Below are 22,518 nucleotides of genomic sequence, written 5' to 3' on the forward strand. Positions count from 1 at the left end.
CAGTTTTCCGCGTTAGCGAAGTATGTCTTTGACAATACTGGCTATATGCTTGGCTAACATAGGCGGAACAGCATTTCCAACCTGATGGAATTGCTGAGTCCGATTTCCCTTGAAATAGTAGTTATCTGGAAACGTTTGCAGGCGAGCAGCCTCACGCACCGTCAGGCTGCGGCACTGCAATGCGTCTGGATGGATGAAATAGTGCCCATCTTTTGCGATATGGCTAGTCACCGTGGTGGAGGGTGAATTCTTCAACTGCACTCTGAATCGATCAGAGAACTTTCCGGTCTCCCAATTAGCGTGCTCTGGTCGCAAACCCTTAAGGCCAAATTCCTCATGCCCCTTGGGAGAGCGCTTATAGGCTTCTGCAAACGCGGCGGCATACACATATCGCCGGAGATCACTATTCATGTGCCCGCGCGCCTCATGGTTCAGCCACACCTCGAGCTCATCATCCCCGTACCACTTGGCGTGCTCACGTGCGAGTTGTTTGGCATTTTCGGGCTTAGTTATTCTCAGGCTACCAGTTTTATGTTTCGAGGAAATATTGCCTGAGTGGCGGCTAAGCACTGTTTCCAGTTTCTCCAGACCCTCCACATGCGAAGCCTCAAGCGCGAGCTCGGATAGATGCTTCTTGATGACCTTTGCCCAAGTCTCATCGCTATCCTTTTCCTTGCTGAGCTTACTTCTCAGCTTGGGCAAATCGTTTGTTACGTCATCAAACCTGACCGACTCCTGTTTATTTAGTCGCGCGGGGAGAACGTCAATACCCTCTCTGATCCCCAGCAGAATTACACGATGGCGTGCCTGAGGTATGCCATATTCCTCAGCCCTGATAATAAAGTCTCGCACATCGATATCTTTGGGGTCTGTTTCACTATCAAACACAGTTGGCACAACTAAAGAATGTATTTTGTAGCCCAGTCCCTGCTGTTGTTTCTTTAAAGCACGATCCGGATTGGCCAGATCGCGAAGTATGGTGTGAAAGATAAATTGGTCTTTGACCTTGGAAGAAAGAATGCCTTTGACATTCTCCATAACAAACACAGCTGGTCTGTATTGCTGAATGATGCGCAGATATTCCTTGTACAGAAAATGTCGATGGTCCTCTTCTGCTTTGTAATCTGCTTTTCCTTTGTTGCGAGCCCTGCCAACAAGCGAGTAGGCTTGGCATGGCGGGCCACCTATCAGCACCCAATTCTGCTGGGGGCTTATCCCCTCCTTTTTCAGGATTCGATCTAACTCCTTGTTATCTTCCGGCTTCCCCAAGGTAAGCTGTCGTGCCTCATTTCCGGCTTGCTCCCATTCCGAAAAATTTGAATCATCATACGGTTGCTTTGCTTCACCATTACAGTAGCGGTAATAGCTTTTCAGTGCGGCCTTTCCCTTTCTTCGAAGGATTCTGTAGAACGCACGCAATCTCAGAGTTTCATGTGCTGAGGCATCCATTTCTGCTGAAACAATGATTCTGAATGCTTTACCATCATCAACAGATGAGAAGCCCTCGCCCAGCCCACCCGGCCCGGCGAATAAATCAACTATGGGAATCGGCTTTGTTTGGGACATACACTCAAGTACTTGTTTAGGAACTAGCGGAGATTACCAGGAATGGCTGACATAGTCGATAAACAAACCCGCTCCCGCATGATGTCCGAAATCCGCGGCAAAAATACTCAGCCAGAAATGAAAGTGCGACGCTATCTGCATGCTTGCGGATTCCGCTATCGGCTGCATGTCCGGACTCTTCCTGGTACGCCGGATATTTGCCTGCCAAAATATCAAACTGTCATTTTTGTACAGGGGTGTTTCTGGCATCGGCATAAGGGATGCCGCCTGAGTTATATGCCAGCCAGCAACAAAATCGCTTGGCAAACGAAATTCCAGCAGAATGTTATGCGCGACCGAAAGAACACAAAAGCGCTAATACAAAACGGCTGGCGTGTCATAGTTCTGTGGGAGTGCGGTCTCAGAAAATCTGGCGAGTCTCTGCTGAAATGGTTACCGCCTGAAATACAATTCGGAAATGAGCAACTCGTCGAATGGCCCCGTGAAGTCAAAAGGAAATGAGTAACTGCCGTCCCCACTGCGCCGCCTGCTGCATCGCGCCCTCCATCACTTCTCCCCTGCCCGGCATGCCGAACGGCAAGCCTGCCGGGGTGCCGTGCGTGCAACTGGATGACGAGTTGCGCTGCAAAGTCTTTGGCCAGCCGCAGCGACCGGCCTTTTGCGGCGGGTTGCAGCCTTCTGCCGAGATGTGCGGATCTTCGCGCGAAAATGCGATGAGTTGGTTGTCGAAGCTGGAACAGGCCACGCAGCCGGTATAATCCCGCCATGTTTACTTCCGAAGAGATTATTGAGGTCACTGCCGATTCGCCCTGCATCGGTCATTGCACAACGGTGTTGGGCGACGATGTTTGCCGCAGCTGCCTGCGTACCTTTGATGAAATCACACGCTGGGTGGAAATGACCGAGACAGAACGACGGCAAGTCAATCAACGTATCGCCAATTTGAAAACCACTGGATTCCGGCCTGCACCGGAATGACGAAACCGTATGGACATCATCATCCTGATTAAAGCCGCCATTCTTGGCGTGGTCGAAGGTCTGACCGAATTCCTGCCCATCTCTTCCACCGGCCACCTGATCATGGTGGGCGACTTGCTCAATTTCAACGACGAGCGCGGCAAGGTGTTCGAGATCATCATCCAGTTCGCGGCCATCCTTGCGGTGTGCTGGGAATATCGTGCCAAGATTCTAGAGGTATTTTCTAGTTTATTTGTTCAAGACACCCCCTCTCAGTTGCAGAAGCGAGTTGAAGGGAACTGGGTCTCCGTTGATGTGTCCCGAAAAAAATCCGCACAACGCTTTGCAATCAATCTCATCATCGCTTTTTTGCCCGCCGCAGTGCTGGGCCTGTTGTTCGCCAAGGCGATCAAGGAACATTTGTTCGCGCCGGTTCCGGTGGCGATGGCTTTCATCGTCGGCGGCCTGATCATCCTGTGGGCGGAGAAGCGCAAGCACACCATCACGGTGGAAACGGCAGATGACATGAGCTGGAAGGACGCGTTGAAAGTGGGATGCGCGCAGACGCTGGCGCTGATTCCCGGTACGTCGCGCTCGGGCGCCACCATCATCGGCGGCCTGTTGTTCGGCCTGTCGCGCAAGGCGGCGACGGAGTTCTCTTTCTTCCTGGCTATCCCGACCCTGTTCGGCGCGACGGTGTATGAGGTGGTGAAGTACCGCCATCTGTTCCATGCCCACGACTGGAGCCTGTTCCTGGTTGGCGGGCTGGCTTCGTTCGTCAGTGCCTTCCTGTGTGTGCGCTGGCTGCTGCGTTTCATCAGCCACCACGATTTCACGGTGTTCGCCTGGTACCGCATCGCCTTCGGCCTGGCGGTGCTGGCCACATACTACTCAGGCCTGGTGCACTGGTCGGCGGAATAAAAAAGTCCGCAATGCGGGCTTTTTCTGGTCAGCAAGCAACCTTCAACTTTGTTCCCACGGCAGGTTGGCGACCCGCCAGCCGTTCAGCGCATTGCGCCGGTTCGCCGGGTTCCTGTCGCCCTCAAAGCCTTCGAGGACATTGTAGCAATCGCGATAGCCGGCCTGGGTGGCGACCATGGCCGCGCCATGTGAGCGGTGGCCGCTGCGACACAGGAACATGACCAGCGCTTCTTTATCGACCTGCTGTTCGAGCGCGGCAAGGAAATTCGGGTTCTGCTTCATGCCGGGATAAGTCGCCCATTCGATCTCCACGGCGCCGGGAACGCGCCCGACCCAGTCGATCTCTGCCCGCGTACGCACGTCCACCAGCTTTGCGCCCGGCGCGGATCGCATCAGCTCGTAAGCCTCCTTCGGCGTCAGCGCGCCCTCATAGGGCAGGTTGAGGTCTTTTGCCCGTTGCTGTGCAGCTGCCAGAATCTCGGTGATCTTTCCCATGCTGTTTGCCCGTGTTTAATCTGTACCATGCAAGTGATATCCTGCACATCACGGCTGCATACTATCCCAACAGCAATGAAAAATCACACCCACGCACACGATAAGTCCGCCGCCTTCGAACCTGCACATCCCGTACGCTTCGCCGCCGCGCGCAAAAGCACCTGGGTAAGCATCTTCATCAATCTGGGACTGACGATTCTGCAGGTGCTGGCGGGTTTCTTCGGCAAGTCGCAGTCGCTGATGGCCGACGGCCTCCACTCGCTGGCCGATCTGCTTTCCGATGTATTGGTGCTGTTCGCCAACCGGCACGGCAACAAGCATGCCGATGCCAACCATCCATACGGCCATGCGCGCATCGAGACCGCCGCTTCGCTGATACTGGGTGCCAGTCTGGCCGCCCTGGGCATCGGCCTGCTGGTGGCTGCCGGCATGCGGCTGCAGCATCCGGAACAGGTCCAGGCCGTCCATCCCTTCACCCTGTGGATCGGCATCATCGCGCTTGCCGCGAAAGAGGGGATGTTCCGCTACATGCTTGCCGTCGCGCAACGCGTGCGTTCGCAGATGCTGGTGGCGAACGCCTGGCATGCCCGTTCCGACGCCGCTTCGTCGCTGGTGGTGATCATCGGCATCGTCGGCAACCTGCTGGGCTATACCTTCCTCGACCTGGTCGCCGCCGCCGTCGTCGGCGTGATGATCGCCTATATGGGCATCCAGTTCGCGCGCGATGCGCTGGCCGAACTGATAGATACCGGCCTGGACGAAGAAAAGGTGCGCGCGATCCGCAACACCCTGAAAGCGGTGCCGGGCGTGATCGGGCTGCATGAGCTGCGCACGCGCAAGATGGCCGACAATGCGCTGGTGGACGCCCACATCATCGTCGAGCCCAAGATCAGCGTCTCGGAAGGGCATTACATCGCCGAGGCGGCGCGCATCGCGGTATTGAAAGCCCACCACGTGATGGACGTGATGGTGCATATCGATTCGGAGGACGACGCCCAGGCCCGGCCCAGCGCCCACCTGCCGCAGCGCCACCTGCTGCTGGCGCACCTCGGCAGCCGGTTGGGGGAGCCCTTGCCGCCTTCCGCACGCATCGTGCTGCATTATCTCGGCGGCAAGGTGGAAGCCGAACTGCTGTTCGACAGCCCGACCGATCTTGAGGCGCTGCGCGACAAATGCCGCACCATCACCGCCAACGACCCCTATTTCCGCAGCATCCAGCTTTATCAGGAGTGCGCACCAAAGTAGTGCATCGCGGCTGCGCAACGCCCCGTTCGGGGGCGTGCATTGCATTCACACCCATTTGGAGAATATGGCACAATGCGTCCCCTACAGGGTTTCACGTGCTGGCACATTTTCTGCTGCGCCACGCTTGTTTCACTAAATAGTTTTCGTTTCAAAAATCGCAGCGTCTTAAATTTTCATGGGAGATTCGAGTATGTCCAAGACAGCCGCCGACGTTCTGAAGCTGGTTAAGGAACAAGGCATCAAATTTGTAGATTTCCGTTTCACTGACACCAAAGGCAAGGAACAGCACGTTGGCGTTCCGGTTTCCCATTTCGATGCCGACAAGTTTGAGTCCGGCCATGCCTTCGACGGTTCTTCCATCGCCGGCTGGAAGGGCATCCAGGCTTCCGACATGCTGCTGATGCCGGATCCCGAATCTGCCTATGTCGATCCGTTCTACGACGAGCCCACCCTGGTGCTGACTTGCGACGTGATCGAGCCCACCGACGGCAAGGGCTATGACCGCGACCCCCGCTCCATCGCCAAGCGCGCTGAAGCCTACCTGAAGTCTTCCGGCATCGGCGACACCGCCTACTTCGGTCCGGAACCCGAATTCTTCATTTTCGACTCCGTGCAGTGGCATGTGGACATGTCCGGCTGCGGCGTGAAGATCAATTCCGAAGAAGGCGCCTGGGCCACCGGCCACACCTTCGAAGGCGGCAACACCGGCCACCGTCCGTCAGTGAAGGGCGGTTACTTCCCCGTTCCCCCGGTCGACAGCCTGAACGACATCCGCGCTGCCATGGTGATCGCGCTGGAAGAGATCGGCATCCCGGTCGAAGTGCACCACCACGAAGTGGCGAACGCCGGCCAGTGCGAGATCGGCACCAGGTTCAACACGCTGGTACGCCGTGCTGACTGGACCCAGACCCAGAAATATGTGATCCAGAACGTGGCGCACCAGTATGGCAAGACCGCCACCTTCATGCCGAAGCCCATCGTTGGCGACAACGGTTCCGGCATGCACGTGCACCAGTCGATCTGGAAGGGCGGCAAGAACCTGTTCGCAGGCAACGGCTATGCCGGACTGTCCGAGCTGGCGCTGTACTACATCGGCGGTATCATCAAGCACGCCAAGGCGCTGAACGCGATCACCAACCCCGGCACCAACAGCTACAAGCGCCTGGTACCGCACTACGAAGCTCCGGTGAAGCTGGCTTACTCGGCCAAGAACCGTTCCGCCTCGATCCGCATCCCGCACGTCGCCAGCGACAAGGCTCGCCGCATCGAGACCCGTTTCCCGGATCCTTCCTCCAACCCGTACATGTGTTTCGCCGCCTTGTTGATGGCCGGCCTGGACGGCATCCAGAACAAGATCCACCCGGGAGATCCCGCCGACAAGAACCTGTACGACTTGCCGCCGGAAGAAGATGCAAAGATCCCAACCGTGTGTGCATCGCTGGATGAAGCACTGGCAGCGCTGGACAAGGACCGCGAGTTCCTGACCCGCGGCGGGGTGTTCTCCAGCGACTTCATCGATGCCTACATCGACCTGAAGATGGAAGAAGTGAACCGCATCCGCATGACGACCCACCCGGTCGAGTTCGATATGTACTACAGCCTGTAATCCTCATCGATTGCATGCACGGAACGGAGCCCTTGCGGCTCCGTTCCTTTTTCCGGGTGGCCTTTTCAGCACGCAAGCCTTGACCTATACTGCATCCACCCTTTTCCGGACATAACCATGAAATTACGTTACCTGTTCGCCTTGTCCTGTTCGATGTTGCTCGCCGCCGGCGCGCAGGCGGAAATCTACAAGCGCGTGGACGAAAACGGGCATGTCACTTATTCCAGCACCCCCATCAAGGGCGGAAAGAAACTCCATCTGGAACCTCTCCCGACCATGGCCCCGCCGAACAAGGGGGACACGGCGGATTTCCGCGTGAACTCCGAAACACAGAACCGCCGCGACAATGCCCGGCGCAAGATCCTGGAAGACGAGCTTGCCAGCGAGCAGAAGGCGCTGGATGAGGCGCGCGTCAAACTGAAGGAAGGCCAGGACACGCCCGAGGTCTACAAGACCCCAAGCGGCCAGACCTTTCGCAACGTGGCAAAATATGACGAGAAGGTGAGCGCCTTGCAGGAAGAGGTCAGTTCGCACGAGAAGAACGTCGAAGCCCTCAAGACCGAGTTGTCCAACCTCAAATAGTGCTTCGCATGGCATGTTTTCTGCTAGTAGACTGACATGCCTACCCCCTCGCTCCCAACGCTGGAATATCTCTCCACCGCCATCGTCCTGCTGGACGATGAATCGCGCATCGCCTACATCAATCCGGCAGCGGAACACCTGTTCGGTTTAAGCAATACCAACCTGATCGGCCATCCCTTGCAGTATGCCTTTGCGCATACGGAGCAGCTGTTCAGCACCATCCAGGCTGCGCTCGCCAGCCGTGCCAGCCATATCGAGCATGAACTGACGCTGAGCACGCACGCCACCGGCAGCAAGCTGCATCTGAGCTGCACCGCCACACCGCTGCAGTTCCCTCCCTACGCGCTGCTGCTGGAATTCCACACCATGGACCGGCCGCTGAAACTGGCGCGCGAAGAGCAGATGCTGGACCAGACCCAGGCCAATCGCCTGCTGCTGCGCAACCTCGCGCACGAGATCAAGAATCCGCTGGGCGGCATACGCGGAGCGGCGCAGTTGCTGGAGCAGGAACTGGAAAAGCCGGCGTTGCGCGAATATACCCAAGTCGTCATCCAGGAAGCCGATCGCCTGCGCTCGCTGATGGAAAAGCTGCTCACCCCCCAGCATGTGCCCCATTTCAGTGCATTGAACATCCACGAGGTGCTGGAACGGGTCCGCAGTGTGGTGCTCGCCGAGCTGCCCGAAGGATTGGTCATCCAGCGCGACTACGACCTCAGCCTGCCGGAGCTGCATGGCGACAAGGAGCAGCTGATCCAGGTCGTGCTCAACATCGTGCGCAATGCGGCGCAGGCCATGAACGGGAAAGGCCGCATCCTGTTGCGCACGCGCATCACGCGCCAGGTCACGCTGATGAAGAAACTGCATCGCCTGGCAGTGATGGTGCAGATCATCGACAACGGCCCCGGCATTCCCGCCCACCTGCGCGACAAGATCTTCTATCCGCTGGTCTCGGGGCGCGCCGACGGCCACGGACTGGGCCTGACCCTGGCGCAGGATTTCGTCAGCCAGCATCAGGGCAGCATCGAATTCGAAAGCGAACCGGGGCGTACCTGCTTCACCGTGATACTGCCGCTCACACATCTGGGGAAATAACATGGACAAACCTGTCTGGATCATCGACGACGACCGCTCTATCCGCTGGGTGCTGGAAAAGGCGCTCGCCCGCGAAGAGATCGATTACAAGAGTTTCGCCTCCGCCGACGAGGCGCTGGCCGAGTTGCCGGGCAACCTGCCGCAGATGGTCATCAGCGACATCCGCATGCCGGGCAGCTCGGGACTGGAGTTGCTGCAGAAACTGCGCAACGACCATCCCAACCTGCCGGTCATCATCATGACCGCTTACTCCGACCTGGAAAGCGCGGTATCGGCCTTCCAGGGCGGCGCGTTCGAATACCTGCCCAAACCCTTCGATGTGAACCACGCCGTCGAGCTGATCCGCCGCGCACTGGAGCAGAGCCAGCGCAAGAGCACGCACGCCGAAGACGCGCAGGCCGCGCCGGACATCCTCGGCCACGCGCCCGCCATGCAGGAAGTGTTCCGTGCCATCGGCCGTCTCGCCCAATCCAACGCCACCGTGCTCATCAACGGCGAGTCGGGCACCGGCAAGGAGCTGGTCGCGCAGGCCCTGCACCGGCACAGTCCGCGCGCCGACAAACCCTTCGTCGCCATCAACACGGCCGCCATCCCGAAGGACCTGCTGGAATCCGAGCTTTTCGGCCATGAGCGCGGCGCCTTCACCGGCGCCACCACCACGCGCCACGGCCGTTTCGAACAGGCTGAGGGCGGCACCCTGTTCCTGGACGAGATCGGCGACATGCCGGCCGAATTGCAGACGCGCTTGCTGCGCGTGTTGTCGGACGGCAACTTCTACCGCGTCGGCGGCCACCAGCCAATCAAGGCGAACGTGCGCATCATCGCCGCCACGCACCAGAACCTGGACGAACGCGTGAAGCAGGGCCTGTTCCGCGAAGACCTGTTCCACCGCCTCAACGTCATCCGCCTGCGCCTGCCGCCATTGCGCGAACGGCGCGAAGACATCCCGCTGCTGGCGAAATATTTCCTGCAGAAGAGTGCAAAGGAACTGGGGGTCGAGCAGAAGACGCTGAGCGATGCGGCGATCAATTATCTCTCCGCGCAGGACATTCCGGGCAACGTGCGCCAGCTGGAGAACCTGTGCCACTGGCTTACGGTGATGACGCCCACCCGCGTAGTGGAGATCGCCGACCTGCCTTCCGAATGGCGCGACACCCAGGCCAGCACTGCGCTCAACCAGGATTGGCGCAGCGCCCTCGCGCACCAGGTGGCGCTGTCGCTGCAGCGCAACGAGCCGAATATCCTCGACACGCTGACCAAACAATTCGAGAGCACCATCATCACGCAGGCGCTGCAGCACACCGGCGGACGCCGTATCGAGGCCTCCACGCTGCTCGGCATGGGGCGCAACACGCTGACGCGAAAGATCCAGGAGTTAGGGCTGGACGAGGAACACGAGTAGCGCAGCCGGCGCTTGCAGGCTGTGCCTTGCTGCGGCTATTTTCGCCACACCCCTTTTACCGGCGGCACGGTGGCACTCTCGCCCAGGCGCGGCAGGCGGTACATATCCTCGACCGTGCGCAGCAGGTTGTAGTGGTTGATGCGCTGCGCACTCTTGCCGCGCTTGACCATCGCACCGACGAAAAGGGTGGCGACGCGATTGTCCGCCGACCCGTCGTCTTCATCCCAGGTCACGATCAGCAGGCTGTTGTGCTCCATCGCCCATTTTGCGTAGGGTTCGATGTTCTGCTGCAGCCACCCGTCGCCCTGCGCGATGCTGCCATCGTGCATGTCGTTGAGCATATCGGGCACCACCAGCGCCACCGTGGGCAGTTTCGAGAAGTCCTGCGGAAAATCGCCGAACGGCAGATTGTAGGCCGCCAGCTCCCGCCAGTCCGCGGCCGGATTGTGCTTGCGGTAATACGCACCGTAAATGCAATCGTCGGCGCCGGCCCTGGGCAGCGCCCCCGCATAGAGGGCGAAACTCCGCTTTGCGTCCAGCAGGGAGCTGCCCAAATTCTTGCCGACCAGATCCAGCGGGCAGACATTGCTGCTGATGCCGAACGTGGTGCCGGCAAACAGCGCGAGGTAGTTGGGCTGGCTCGGATGGGTGACGCCGTAGGAGCGGGTGAACAATGTGCCGCGTTTGGCCAGCGCATTGATGTAGGCGGCATCGCGATTGCCGATGATCTGCGCGTACGATTTGTTTTCTTCGATCACGATGACGATGTGATCCGGCTGCGGCAGCGCGCCGGCGAACGCCGGCTGTGCCAGCAACAGCATCGGCAACAGCCAGCGCCTGATCATGCCACCTCGGCGATCACCGGCGTGTGATCGGAAGGACGTTCCAGTTTGCGCGGCGCCTTGTCGATGGTACAGGCACTGCATTGCAGCGCATCGCTGACCAGGATGTGGTCGATGCGCAGCCCCATGTTGCGACGGAACGCCATCATGCGGTAATCCCACCATGAATAGCTCTTCTCCGGCTGTTCGAACAGCCTGAAGGCATCGCGCAGGCCCAGATGCAGCAGGGACTGGAAGGACGCCCGCTCCGGCTCGCTGCACAGCACCTGGCCTTGCCAGGCCACCGGGTCGTATACGTCGCGGTCATCCGGCGCGATGTTGTAGTCGCCCAGCAAGGCGAGCCTGGGATACTTTTTCAGTTCGTCCTTCAGCCATGCATTCAGCGCCGCCAGCCACTTGAGCTTGTACTGGTATTTGTCGGAACCGACCTCCTGACCGTTCGGAATGTACACGCACACCACGCGCACGCCGTCGACGGTCGCCGCAATGACGCGCTTCTGCTCGTCCTCGAAACCGGGCATGCCGCACTGCACGTCGCTGGCCGGCTGGCGGCTCAGGATGGCCACGCCGTTGTAGGTCTTCTGCCCGCTGAACAGGCTGTGATAACCCGCCGCCTGCAATTCGGCATGCGGGAAATTCTTGTCCTCGGTCTTGGTTTCCTGCAGGCACACCACATCCACCGGGTTCGCCGCCAGCCATTCCTGCAGATGCGGCAGGCGCACCTTCAGCGAGTTGACGTTCCAGGTCGCCAGTCTCATTGCGCGGGCTGTGCTGCCGGCGGAGCGGCGGGACGCGGTGGACGGTAGGTCAGCACGCTCTTGGGGTAACCGGCAAAATCCAGCTCCTTGTTCCACTGCTCTGCCTGCACGCCCTTGAGCCAGGTCTTGCCGATGCTGAGCGCCGGCAGCTGGTTGTCGCCGGAATCCTTGCGGAATGCATTCATATCTTCCTGCGTCACCAGGCTCTTATCGGTGAACGGGACACCGCGCTTGACCAGCAGGTCGCGTGCTTGTTCGCAAAGCGCGCCGCAATCCGGGAAGGTATACAACGTGACGGGGAAGTTCTGCATCGCGCGCTGCGTTTCGTAAGGCAGCTCTTCGCCGGGCTGGGGCTCCTTGCCGAGCTTCAGTTCTTCCACATCCTCGGAGCCTTGCAGCGGCCTGTCGCTGTAATGCACCTTGCCGCTGCTGTCGACCGAACGGTACAACTCGCCGGCCTGTGCATTCGTGACAATCAGCAACCCCACCAACAGGAAATACCTTTTCATCATTGCCCCCTTTGCCTATTCCGTCGCCAATCCATTGTGCCGCAGCAGCGCATCGATCTTCGGTTCGCGCCCGCGGAATGCGATGAACGAATCCATCGCGTCGCGGCTGCCGCCCACCGCCAGGATCTCCTGGCGGAAGTGGCTGCCTGTGGCCGCATCCAGTACGCCGTTTTCCTCGAACAGGCTGTATGCATCCGCCGACAGCACTTCTGCCCACTTGTAGCTGTAATAGCCTGCCGCATACCCGCCGGCGAAGATGTGCGAGAAGCTGTTCTGGAAGCGGTTGAACGCGGGCGGGATGAGCACGGCCACTTCTGCGCGTACCTCGTCCAGCATTTGCTGGATGCTTTGCTTGCCCGCAGCATCATAATCGCTGTGCAAACGCAGGTCGAACAGCGAGAACTCGATCTGGCGCAGCATCTGCAGCCCGCTCTGGAAGTTCTTGGCCGCGATCATCTTGTCATACAGGCTGCGCGGCAGCTTTTCCCCGCTGTCCGCATGGCGCGTCATGCCTTGCAGCACATCCCATTCCCAGCAGAAGTTTTCCATGAACTGGCTGGGCAACTCGACCGCATCCCATTCCACGCCGCTGATACCGGACACGCCGAGTTCCTCGACCTGGGTCAGCAGGTGATGCAGGCCATGCCCGAACTCGTGGAACAAGGTGATGACCTCGTCATGCGTGAACAGTGCCGGACGACCGCCTACCGGCGCCGCGAAGTTGCAATTGAGGTAGGCCACCGGGGTCTGGATGCCCCTGGCCGTGCGGCGCCTTGTGATGGCGTCGTCCATCCAGGCACCGCCGCGCTTGCTGGCGCGCGCGTACAGGTCGAGATAGAACTGGCCGACCAGGACATCCTGGCCGTCGCGGATGTCGAAGAAGCGCACCGCTTCATGCCAGACCGGCGCAGCCGATGGCCTGACCTTGAGTCCGAACAGCGCTTCGACCAGCCCGAACAGCCCCGCGAGCACCGCATCCTCGGGAAAGTATTGCTTGACCTCCTGCTCGGAGAACGCGTAGCGCTGCTGGCGCAGCTTCTCGCTTGCATAGCCGATGTCCCACGCCTCCATTTTTTTCATGCCCAGATTCGTTTCCGCGAACGCACGCAATTCCTGCAGGTCCTTTTCCGCGAACGGCCTGGCCCGGCGGGCGAGCTCATGCAGGAATTCGGCCACCTGCGCCGGCGTTTCCGCCATCTTGCTGGCCAGCGACAGTTCGGCGTAATTGGCGAAACCCAGCATGCGCGCCTCCTCGCCGCGCAGCAGCAGGATCTGCGACATCAGCGGCGTGTTGTCCCAATCAGCTTTGGCTCCTTCCGCCAACTGTTCGCTGGCCCGCGTGGTGTAGGCGCGGTACATGCGTTCGCGCAAGGCGCGGTTGTCGGCATACTGCATCACCGGCCCATAGGAAGGCGCCTTCAGCGTGAACAGCCAGCCTTGTCTTCCGGCCTGCTGCGCAGCCTCGGCAGCGACCTGCCGCTCATCCGGCGGGATCCCGGCGATCTCTGCCTCGCTCTCCACCACGCAGGTGTAGGCATTGGTGGCATCCAGCAGGTTGTCGGAGAATTTCGAGCAGAGTGCAGAAAGCTCCTCCTGTATCGCCATGAACCTGGCTTTCTGCTCTTCCGGCAGTTCGGCGCCGCCGAGACGGAAATCGCGCAGCTCGTTCTCGATGACCTTCTTCTGCGCGGCGTTCAGCTGCACATAACCGCCGCCTTCGCGGATCGCCTTGTATTTCCTGTAGAGCGCAAGGTTCTGCGACAGCTCGGCGTAGTACTGCGTGACCTTGGGCAGGTTAGCGTTATATACCTCGCGCAGCTCGGGCGCGTTCATCACCATGTTGAGATGGCCGACCTGTCCCCAGGCGCGCGTCAGGTGCTCGTTGGCATCCTCGAACGGCTGCACGAAATTTCCCCAGGTGGGCGGAACATCCGCCGCAAGCAGCTGCTCGACCAGCGCGCGGTTGCGCGCCAGCAGCTCGTCGACGGCGGGGGTGACGTGTTCGGGTTTGATCTCCGCAAAGCGCGGCAGGCCAGAAAAATCAAGCAATGGATTCATTTAACAACTACCTGGTTGAATATGCGACATGACCTTCGACGATGGTGTGGTGCACCTTGCCTTGCAGGGTGTAGCCGTTGAATGGCGTGTTCTTGCCCTGGCTCTTCAGCGCGGCCGGCTCGATCTTCCAGGCGGCGGCGGGGTCGAACACGCAGACATCGGCATGGGCGCCGACCGACAGGTGGCCCATCTTCACGCCCAGCAGTTGCGCAGGATTGATGGTCACGCGGGCCAGCGCATCCAGCAGCGGTATCTTTTCCTCATCCGCCCATTTCAGCATCAGCGGCAGCAGCAGCTCCATGCCGGTCGCACCGGCTTCGGCCTCGGCGAACGGCAGTTGCTTGGCGTCCTCGTCCACCGGCGAGTGGTTGGAGCAGATCGCGTCGATGGTCCCGTCGAGCAGTCCGGCGCGCAACGCCGCCTTGTCCCGCTGGTTGCGCAGCGGCGGTATCAGGTGGCAGTTGGCGTCGAAGAATCCGATATCCATCTCGGACAGGTGCACGTGGTTCATCGATACGTCGCAGGTGACCGCCAGCCCCTGGCGCTTGGCGGCACGCACCAGCTCCACGCCTTCGGCGCTGGAAATGCGGCAGATGTGCAGCTTCGCGCCGGTCTCGCGCGCCAGCTGCAGCATGGTCGCCAGGGCGATGGTTTCCGCTGCTACCGGGATTGCCGGCAAACCCAGGCGCGTTGCCACTTCGCCGTCGTGCGCCACGCCGTCCTTGGCCAGGAACGCATCCTGCGGGCGCAGCCATACGCGATAGCCGAAGGTCGCCGCGTACTGCATCGCGCGCATCAGCACGCGCGTGTCGGTGAGCGGCGTGTCGGCCTGGCTGAACGCCTTGCATCCGGCTTCCGTCAGCTCAACCATCTCGGTCAGTTCAGCGCCCTGCAGGCCGTAGGTCAATGCACCGACCGGGAACACGCGTGCCTGGTTGAGCGAGCGGGCGCGATGCTTGAGCATCTCCACCAGCCCCGGTTCGTCCAGCGGCGGATCGGTGTCCGGCGGACAGGCCAGCGAAGTCACCCCGCCCGCCATCGCGGCATCCATCTCCGACTCCAGCGTGGCCTTGTATTCGTAACCCGGTTCGCGCAGGCGCGCGGCCACATCCACCAGGCCGGGGATCACGATCAGGCCGGAGGCGTCGATCACCTGTGCGGCGACGAAACCTTGCGGGGCCTTGCCGATGGCGGCGATATGCTTGTCCGCGATGAACACGTCCTGCTTGGCATCGATTTTGTTGTACGGGTCGATCAGGCGACCGTTCTTGATATGGATGTTCATTGTTTGCTCCCTGCCAGCGTGCTCATCACCGCCATGCGCACCGCGATACCGAACGTGACCTGCGGCAGGATGACGGATTGCGCGCCGTCGGCCACGCTGGAGTCGATCTCCACGCCGCGGTTCATCGGCCCCGGATGCATCACGATGGCATCGCTCCTGGCCAGCGCCAGCCGCTCCTGCGTCAGGCCGTAATATTTGAAATACTCCTGCGCCGACGGCAGCAATGCACCCTGCATGCGTTCGTTCTGCAGGCGCAGCATCATCACCACGTCGACGTCCTTCAATCCCTGCGCCATGTCGTGGTAGACCCGCACGCCGAGCTTCTCGACATGCGTCGGCAGCAGGGTCTTCGGTGCGACCACGCGCACCTCCGGCACGCCCAGGGTGGTCAGCGCGTGGATCTGCGAACGCGCCACGCGAGAATGCAGGATGTCGCCGACGATGGCGACGCGCAGGTTGTGGAAATCCTGCTTGTAATGGCGGATGGTGAACATGTCGAGCAGTGCCTGCGTCGGGTGCGCATGGCGGCCGTCGCCGGCGTTGATGACATGGATGCTGGGCGCGACATGCTTGGCAATCAGGTGCGCGGCACCGCTGGTGGAGTGCCGCACCACGAACATGTCGGCATGCATGGCACACAGGTTGTCCACCGTGTCCAGCAGCGTCTCGCCCTTGCTGGTGGAGGACGAGCCGATGTTCAGGTTGACCACGTCGGCCGACAGTTTCTTGGCGGCGATCTCGAAGGTGGTGCGGGTGCGGGTGCTGTTCTCGAAGAAGATGTTGAACACCGACTTGCCGTGCAGCAGCGGGACTTTCTTGATCTCGTGCCCTTCAGCCAGGCTCACGAATCCGGAAGCCTTGTCCAGGATGTCGCGCAGGATGCGGACAGGCAGGCCTTCGGTGGTCAGCAGGTGCTGCAGCTCGCCGTTCTTGTTCAGTTGTGGATTATTCATGCGTAGATTCCAGCGCTGGGTTCATCAAAATACGCTTGCAGTATCTGCTGCGCGGCATACTGGTCGATCAGGGGCTTCTGTTTCCTGCCATGTATCCCTGCCTCGTCCAGCGCTGAGCTCGCGGCGGCAGAAGTATAACGCTCATCCACCAGCAGGGTGGGCAGATTGAAGCGGCCTTTCAGGCGATTGGCGAAGCGGCGGCACAATGCGGTCAACTCGTGCGGAGTACCGTCGTCGTTGCAGGGCAGGCCGACCACCAGCGCGGCCGGCTGCCATTCGGCAAGCAGCGCCGCGATGGCGGCGAAACGCGTCTCGTTCTTTTCGTCGTCGATGGTGGCAAGCGGGCGGGCGGTGCCGGAAAAGGTGCTGCCGACCGCGATGCCGATGCGTCTGGTGCCAAAATCGAAAGCGAGCAGCGTGCCGGAGGGAGTGGGGTTCATGCCGTCAGGCATGCCCGGCCTCGTCCGACAGCGATGCAAAATCGATTCCCAGCAGCGCCATCGCGGCCGGCAGCCGTTCTTCGGCCGGCAGTTCGAACAGGATGTGCTCGTTGGCGGGCACGCTGAGCCAGGCGTTATCGGCCAGCTCCTGTTCCAGCTGCCCTTCCGACCAGCCCGCATATCCCAGCGTCACCAGCAGGTGCTGCGGGCCCTGCCCCTCGCCCACCGCCTGCAGAATATCCTTGGAAGTGGTAAGGGCGATATTGTCGTTGACCTGCAGCGTCGATTGCCACTGGCCGACCGTGTCGTGCAGCACGAAACCGCGGTCGGTCTGCACCGGGCCGCCGAAATGCACCAGCACGTCCTCCAGTTCGGTCGGTTTCAGCGGCATGTTGATCTGCGCAAACAGCTCGCTCAGGGTCAGGCTGATCGGGCGGTTCACCACAATGCCCATCGCCCCCTGCTCGTTGTGCTCGCACACGTAGGTGAGGGATTTGGCAAAGAAGGGATCTGTCATCGCCGGCATAGCGATCAGGAAGTGATTCGTGAGATTGAACTCGGCCATGGCGCTATTGTAATCGCTTGGCGCCCTAATCTCAATTTGGCGGGTGCGTCATTTGCCGATCAGGCGGGCGATGTTGTCCAGCAGCTCTTCTTCCTGGTAGGGCTTGCCCATGTATTCGTTCACGCCCAGCTCCAGTGCGTAACGGCGATGCTTGTCGGCGGTGCGCGAGGTGATCATGATGATCGGCAGATCCTGCATCTTGGCATCCTGGCGCAGGCGCTTGGTGAGCTCGAATCCGTCCATGCGCGGCATCTCCACGTCCAGCAGCATCACATCCGGTGCGACGTCGGCCAGCTGTTCCAGCGCATCCACGCCGTCCTTCGCGGTCACGACCTGGTAGCCCGAACGCGCCAGCAGGCGGCTGGTGATCTTGCGCACGGTGAGCGAATCGTCCACCACCATGACCAGCGGCGCCTGGTGCACGGCCTCCGCAGCCGCCTTGGCGATCTTGCGCGTCACCGCAATGCGCTGGGTGAAGGCAACCGGGTTGATGATGAGGATCACCGTACCGTTGGCGGACACGGTCGCCCCTGCGATGCCGGGCAGGCGCGCCAGTTGCGGACCGATGTTCTTGACCACCACCTCCTGGTTGCCGAGCAGCTCATCGACATGCACCGCGATCCGCTTGTCGCCGGCGCGCAGCAGCAGCACCGGGTTATGCGGCTGCGCCTCGATCTCGGCATCGTCCTCGCCCAGCAGGTGCGCCAGGAAATGCAGCGGGTAGCGCGCGCCCTGCCACTCGATGTATTGTTGCTTGTAAACCGCATCCAGCGCCGACGGCTTGAGCTGCTGCACGTTCTCCACCATGTTCGAGGGCAGCGCATATGTCTGCTGCCCGGCGCGCACCAGCAACGTCTTGGTCACGGCCAGGGTCAGCGGCAGATGGATGGAAAAGTGCATGCCATGGCCGGGATTGGAGGCCACATCGATACGCCCCCCCAGTGCAGTGATCTCGCTGCGCACCACATCCAGCCCGACGCCGCGCCCGGAGATCTCGGTCACTTCCTGCGCCGTGGAAAGTCCCGGCGTGAAAATCAGCTGCATCGTCAGCTCGTCGCTGATCTCCTCGCCTTCCTGCAACACCCCCGATTCGACCGCCTTTTGCCGCACGCGCGCGATATTCAGACCGGCACCGTCGTCGCTGAGCTCGAACACCACTTCGTTGCTTTCCTGCCGCAAGGACAGGCGGATCTCGCCGGTCGGCTCCTTGCCGGCCCGTACACGCTGCTCCGGCATCTCCAGGCCGTGCGCAACGGCGTTGCGCAGCAGGTGTTCGAACGGGGCGGTCATCTTTTCCAGCACGCTGCGATCCAGCTCGACCTCGGTGCCGGACAGTTCGAGGTTGGTGCGCTTGCCGAGTTCCTTGCCGGTCTGGCGCACGATGCGGTACAGCCGTTCGCCGATGCTGGCGAACGGCACCATGCGGATCGCCATCAGGCCCTGCTGCAGATCGCGGTTGAGGTGCGCCTGCGCATTGAGGGCCGACTCGGTCACCGCCAGGTTCTTCAGCAACGTCTGCTGCACGGTCTGCACGTCGTGCACGCTCTCGTTCATGAAGCGCGTGAGCTCCTGGAAGCGGGTGAAGCGGTCGAACTCCAGCGGGTCGAATTTTTCGGCACTCTCGCCGCTGACCGCGATGCGCGCCTGCATCTGGCCTTCCGCATGGATCTCGATCTCACGCAGCTGTTTACGCAGCCGGTTCACGCTGTCGGTCAAGTCCAGCACGCTGTTCTTGAGTGCGCCCAGTTCCATCTCGGCACGCGAGCGCGCCACGCTGACTTCGCCCGCCTCGTTGACCAGCCGGTCCACCGTGTCGGAGCGGACACGCAGCAATGCCGCCTGCATGGCGCGCTCGGCACCGATCTCCAGCGTCTGCGCTGGAATGGCCTGGGCGGCTTGAACCTGTGCCTGCGGCTGTACCGCACCGGCTGCGGCCGGCTGTTCGACGGCCACCGCCGCTGGCGGATGCTGCAGCTGTTCGATGGCGTTGCCGATGCGATCCAGGTAATTGTCCAGTTCGCTCCATAGCTCGGCGTTGAGCTCGCCTCTCGCCATGGCCCTTTCCACACGGTCTTCCACGCGGTGCGTCAGCTCGCCCAGGCGCATCGCGCCCGCCATGCGGGCGCTGCCTTTCAGGGTATGCAGGCTGCGCTGCAGGTTGCGTCCCTGCTGTGCATCGCCCGGCTGCTCGCGCCAGGCGCGCAGGGTGGTGCCGATCTGCGGATACAGTTCGTGTGCTTCTTCGAGGAAGATCGGCAGCAGCTGCTCGTCCACCTCGTCGTGCACTTCGCGTTCTTTATGCGGCACAGGCTGGATGTGTTCTTCCACGTCCGCCGGCGCGGCCTGTTCGGTCTCGGCCTTCGCCACGGGCGGCTCGACGGGTTCCACCGCGCCCTGTGGCGGCAGCATGTCCAGTGCGATCTCGGCAACCGCTGACGGTTCCGTTTCACCAGCGGCAAGCTCCGGCTCGAAAACGGGCAACTCCAGTGCCGGCGGCGCGGCGGACCCCAGATCCAGCGCGATTTCGGGCAGCGGCTCCGGCTCGGCGACGGTTTCCGCCGGCATAACCGGCGCTTCCAGTTCCAGCAACGGAATCTCTTCATGCTCAGGCGCAACGGCCTCGCCGGCTGCGGGCACCTTGTCGGCCTGCAAGCGGGCGATCAGTTCCGGCTGCGCCTGCGGCTCCTGCCGCTGTTCGCGCACCATGGCGCACATCTGTTCCAGCTGCTGCACCACCTGATCGATGAGCGCCATCTGCGCTTCGTTCACCACGTTCGGCTTGTCGATCCGCTCTTCCAGCCAGAGTTCCAGCGCATAGGACAGCTCCGCGATCTGGACAAAACCCATGGTGCGATTGACGCCCGCCAGGGTGTGTGCGGCACGCATGAAGTCATAGGTGACGAGATGCGATTCGGTCTCATGCAGGATCGCCAGCTGTTCATGCAGTGCATGCACGTGTCCGGCAGCTTCTTCGGTGGCGATATTGAACAGGATCGGGGACAGGCTGACCGAGCCGATCTCGACCGGCCCCTCTTCCTCGCTTTCCGTCACGACCGGCAGCGGCGGCTCGGCAACCTGCACCGGCAATGCGGCCTTGGGCGGCGGGATCTCCTTGCCGTTCTCGATACTGTCGGCCACGGAAAGCAGGTATGAGGTGTCGATCATGGCGGTGGCACTGCCGCTGCTCAGCATGTCCACCCAGTGCTGGAACAGCACTTCGGCATCTCCGATCATGTCGAGCAGCGCCGGGGTCGCCGGCTTGTTCTCCTGCAGCCACTTGTTCATGGCGCGCTCCACCGCCCAGGCAACCTCGCCCAGTTCGGTGAGGCCGACCATGCGGCCGCTGCCCTTGAGCGTATGGAAAGCGCGCCGCATGGTGACCAGCGGTTCGCGGCTCTCCATGTGCAAGCGGCTGACCTCCAGGTTGCTGCGCAAGGTCTCCATCACTTCGCGCGCCTCTTCCAGGAAAACCTCCAGCAGCTCTTCGTCTTCGTCGCCCTTGCGGATCGAGACTCCCGCCGGTGCCGGCTCTTCCTGCACCGGCGCTTCTACATAACCCTCGGCGGGGCGGATCTCGCCCATGTCCTGCAGGGCACGGCCCAGGACCGACGGATCGGGCTTCTGGCCGAGCACAAGGCCATGGACATATTCTTCCAGCGCACTGATGGCCGACGCAACGGTGCGCATCTCGACAGCCGATGGCGTCGCACCCTGCACATAGCGCTCCGTTGCCTGGTGCAAACTGCCTACCAGTTGTTCTGCCGCATCCAGCGACAGGATGTGCAGCCCGCCTTGTACCTGGCTCAGCAGCAGCCCGATGCGCGACAGTTCCGTGCGTTTCGTCGCGTTGTTGAAGAAGGCGTTCAGGTTCTGTTCGATGTGCTGCAGGTTGCCCTGCATCTCGGTAGCCAGCGGCGCCATCACCTCCTGCTGCTCCATCTGGTAGTAGAGCGAGATCAGGCTGGAGAGCTTGCTCTCGTCCTCCGGCATCCGCGTCAGGCCGGCCTGCAGGCGCGTGCTCAGGATCCGCGCCTGTTCCTGGAAACCGCTGCCCAGATGCTGGTAATGCTCGATGCCGCCGTCGAGCAGCAGCAATGCCATCGCCATGTCCATGGAGATGCGCTGCGCGCGTTCGGGCTGGTCGACCTGTTGCGCAGTGGTATGGATCAGTTTGCACAGGAACTGCAGGGTATTGCGATCCAGTTGCTCCGACAGGAGATACATCTTCTCCATATCGGCAGCGAATTGCTGGCAGGCTCCGGCAGTTTCTGCCACGCACTGCTCCCACGACTCTTCCGCCACCTGGAGTTGCGCGCGCATGTTGTCGAGCAGGGCAGCGGTCTCGCTTGGCGGTATCGGACGCTCCGCCGGCAGGTATTCATCCAGTGCGTAGGCGCTCTTGATCTGTTCGACCGTATCGCTGACCGAATGGCTGCGCGCAATGAGGTACAGCGCCTCGCTGATGGAAGCCTCTTCATCGAACGCGCTGCCGTCGGTCAGCGATTTCATCTTGAGGTCGATGCGGCTGAGCGATTTCTTGACGTTCAGTTCCGGCGGGATGCCGTCGTGCAACAGGCAGTCCAGCAGACCCAGCGCCACCCACCAGAAAGCGCGCTGCCGGTTCTGCGGGACGCAAACCGTCACTTTGCGCACGGCAGCCATCATCTCCCGCAGCGCCGCAGCCTTGTCGTCCTGGCGCAGCCATCTCAGCAATGCCTGCTGGTACTGCGCGCGTGCGGCCTTGATCTGCACCGCCGCATCTTCCTGTTGCGGCGGTTGCAGCAGGGATTCCGGCAGTTCCACCTGCAGCACGGGGAAGAACAGGTCCACGTCGAAGGCCATTTCCAGGCCGCGCGCCTGCAGCAGCTCCTGGTACTCGTGGAACAGGCGCAAGGTCGCATTGGTGGCGCCGTCCGCCAGTGCATCCAGGTAATGTGTCAGGCCGAACAGCGCACGGCGGACGACATCGCGGTGCGGGACGCCGGCATCCGGCGCCTGTCCCATCTCCTGCAGCAGTTTCTCCAGTTCCGTACAAAACACGACCAGCCCGGTCAGCGACAGCATGCGCAGCACGCCGCCGGTACGATGCAATTCCTCCAGTGCGCTCTTCAGCGCCTGCGGATCTTTTCCGCCGGACGAGAAATAGTTCTCCAGCTCGCGGCTGATGTTCGCCAGCGAGCTGTCCAGCCCGGGTTTGACCGATAACAACGGCAGCGGATTGAATTGCGCCTGCACGCTCGTC

At 61.2% G+C, this 22,518-nt stretch carries 20 protein-coding genes; 9 read left to right on the plus strand and 11 right to left on the minus strand.

Annotated features, from left to right (window positions below; genetic code table 11):
* Positions 1-12: 12 nt before the first annotated feature.
* Positions 13-1,566: a DNA cytosine methyltransferase gene (locus L6418_RS13045; protein ID WP_237247359.1), complete on the minus strand. Its 1,554-nt coding sequence runs from the start codon at positions 1,564-1,566 to the stop codon at positions 13-15.
* 42 nt (positions 1,567-1,608) lie between these two features.
* On the opposite strand from L6418_RS13045, the gene L6418_RS13050 reads away from it, so the two are divergent.
* The 4 genes from L6418_RS13050 to L6418_RS13065 are packed head-to-tail and all read left to right on the plus strand — an operon-like array spanning position 1,609 to position 3,444.
* Entirely contained in the window at positions 1,609-2,067 is a 459-nt protein-coding gene (locus tag L6418_RS13050; RefSeq protein ID WP_237247360.1) for a very short patch repair endonuclease, read from the plus strand.
* Positions 2,064-2,324, plus strand: a complete 261-nt coding sequence (locus L6418_RS13055) for a YkgJ family cysteine cluster protein (RefSeq protein ID WP_237247361.1) — start codon at positions 2,064-2,066, stop codon at positions 2,322-2,324. The genes L6418_RS13050 and L6418_RS13055 overlap by 4 nt, the downstream gene beginning before the upstream one ends.
* Positions 2,325-2,331: 7 nt before the next feature.
* On the plus strand, positions 2,332-2,544 hold the full coding sequence (locus L6418_RS13060) for a DUF1289 domain-containing protein (RefSeq protein ID WP_237247362.1): 213 nt from the start codon (positions 2,332-2,334) through the stop codon (positions 2,542-2,544).
* A gap of 9 nt (positions 2,545-2,553) precedes the next feature.
* Positions 2,554-3,444, plus strand: a complete 891-nt coding sequence (locus tag L6418_RS13065; protein WP_237247363.1) for an undecaprenyl-diphosphate phosphatase — start codon at positions 2,554-2,556, stop codon at positions 3,442-3,444.
* Positions 3,445-3,486: 42 nt separating this feature from the next.
* Here the strand turns inward: L6418_RS13065 and L6418_RS13070 are convergent, their stop codons facing one another.
* Entirely contained in the window at positions 3,487-3,939 is a 453-nt protein-coding gene (locus L6418_RS13070) for a rhodanese-like domain-containing protein (RefSeq protein ID WP_237247364.1), read from the minus strand.
* 75 nt (positions 3,940-4,014) lie between these two features.
* Here L6418_RS13070 and L6418_RS13075 point away from each other — a divergent pair, with 75 nt between their 5' ends.
* The 5 genes from L6418_RS13075 to ntrC all read left to right on the plus strand — a co-directional run bounded on the left by L6418_RS13075 (position 4,015) and on the right by ntrC (position 9,866).
* The gene (locus L6418_RS13075) at positions 4,015-5,184 is read left to right on the plus strand and encodes a cation diffusion facilitator family transporter (RefSeq protein ID WP_237247365.1); all 1,170 of its coding nucleotides are present in this window, start codon (positions 4,015-4,017) and stop codon (positions 5,182-5,184) included.
* Between the two features lie 190 nt (positions 5,185-5,374).
* Positions 5,375-6,790: a type I glutamate--ammonia ligase gene (glnA, locus tag L6418_RS13080; protein ID WP_237247366.1), complete on the plus strand. Its 1,416-nt coding sequence runs from the start codon at positions 5,375-5,377 to the stop codon at positions 6,788-6,790.
* 117 nt (positions 6,791-6,907) lie between these two features.
* Entirely contained in the window at positions 6,908-7,372 is a 465-nt protein-coding gene (locus L6418_RS13085; RefSeq protein WP_237247367.1) for a DUF4124 domain-containing protein, read from the plus strand.
* Between the two features lie 36 nt (positions 7,373-7,408).
* Positions 7,409-8,464 carry a nitrogen regulation protein NR(II) gene (gene glnL / locus L6418_RS13090; protein ID WP_237247368.1) on the plus strand — a complete coding sequence of 352 codons (1,056 nt, stop codon included), beginning with the start codon at positions 7,409-7,411 and terminating at the stop codon, positions 8,462-8,464.
* Between the two features lies 1 nt (position 8,465).
* Positions 8,466-9,866, plus strand: a complete 1,401-nt coding sequence (gene ntrC, locus L6418_RS13095; RefSeq protein WP_237247369.1) for a nitrogen regulation protein NR(I) — start codon at positions 8,466-8,468, stop codon at positions 9,864-9,866.
* 35 nt (positions 9,867-9,901) lie between these two features.
* Here ntrC and L6418_RS13100 read toward each other — a convergent pair whose 3' ends face one another.
* The 9 genes from L6418_RS13100 to L6418_RS13140 are packed head-to-tail and all read right to left on the minus strand — an operon-like array spanning position 9,902 to position 22,511.
* Positions 9,902-10,711: an alkaline phosphatase family protein gene (locus tag L6418_RS13100; protein ID WP_237247370.1), complete on the minus strand. Its 810-nt coding sequence runs from the start codon at positions 10,709-10,711 to the stop codon at positions 9,902-9,904.
* Complete coding sequence (xth, locus tag L6418_RS13105; RefSeq protein ID WP_237247371.1) at positions 10,708-11,466, minus strand: exodeoxyribonuclease III; 759 nt, start codon at positions 11,464-11,466, stop codon at positions 10,708-10,710. The genes L6418_RS13100 and xth overlap by 4 nt, the downstream gene beginning before the upstream one ends.
* Entirely contained in the window at positions 11,463-11,978 is a 516-nt protein-coding gene (locus L6418_RS13110) for a glutaredoxin family protein (protein WP_237247372.1), read from the minus strand. Before L6418_RS13110 ends, xth begins: the two co-directional genes overlap by 4 nt.
* A gap of 12 nt (positions 11,979-11,990) precedes the next feature.
* Positions 11,991-14,033 (minus strand): M3 family metallopeptidase, encoded by a 2,043-nt coding sequence (locus L6418_RS13115; protein WP_237247373.1) that lies wholly within the window; start codon positions 14,031-14,033, stop codon positions 11,991-11,993.
* Positions 14,034-14,040: 7 nt separating this feature from the next.
* Positions 14,041-15,318 carry a dihydroorotase gene (locus L6418_RS13120; protein WP_237247374.1) on the minus strand — a complete coding sequence of 426 codons (1,278 nt, stop codon included), beginning with the start codon at positions 15,316-15,318 and terminating at the stop codon, positions 14,041-14,043.
* Positions 15,315-16,271 carry an aspartate carbamoyltransferase catalytic subunit gene (locus L6418_RS13125; protein ID WP_237247375.1) on the minus strand — a complete coding sequence of 319 codons (957 nt, stop codon included), beginning with the start codon at positions 16,269-16,271 and terminating at the stop codon, positions 15,315-15,317. Before L6418_RS13125 ends, L6418_RS13120 begins: the two co-directional genes overlap by 4 nt.
* Positions 16,268-16,723: a Holliday junction resolvase RuvX gene (gene ruvX / locus L6418_RS13130; RefSeq protein WP_237247376.1), complete on the minus strand. Its 456-nt coding sequence runs from the start codon at positions 16,721-16,723 to the stop codon at positions 16,268-16,270. The genes L6418_RS13125 and ruvX overlap by 4 nt, the downstream gene beginning before the upstream one ends.
* On the minus strand, positions 16,716-17,276 hold the full coding sequence (locus tag L6418_RS13135) for a YqgE/AlgH family protein (protein ID WP_237247377.1): 561 nt from the start codon (positions 17,274-17,276) through the stop codon (positions 16,716-16,718). Before L6418_RS13135 ends, ruvX begins: the two co-directional genes overlap by 8 nt.
* A 48-nt stretch (positions 17,277-17,324) precedes the next feature.
* Positions 17,325-22,511: an Hpt domain-containing protein gene (locus tag L6418_RS13140; RefSeq protein ID WP_237247378.1), complete on the minus strand. Its 5,187-nt coding sequence runs from the start codon at positions 22,509-22,511 to the stop codon at positions 17,325-17,327.
* Between the last annotated feature and the right edge of the window lie 7 nt (positions 22,512-22,518).

Source organism: Sideroxyarcus emersonii (assembly GCF_021654335.1).
Lineage (GTDB): Bacteria > Pseudomonadota > Gammaproteobacteria > Burkholderiales > Gallionellaceae > Sideroxyarcus > Sideroxyarcus emersonii.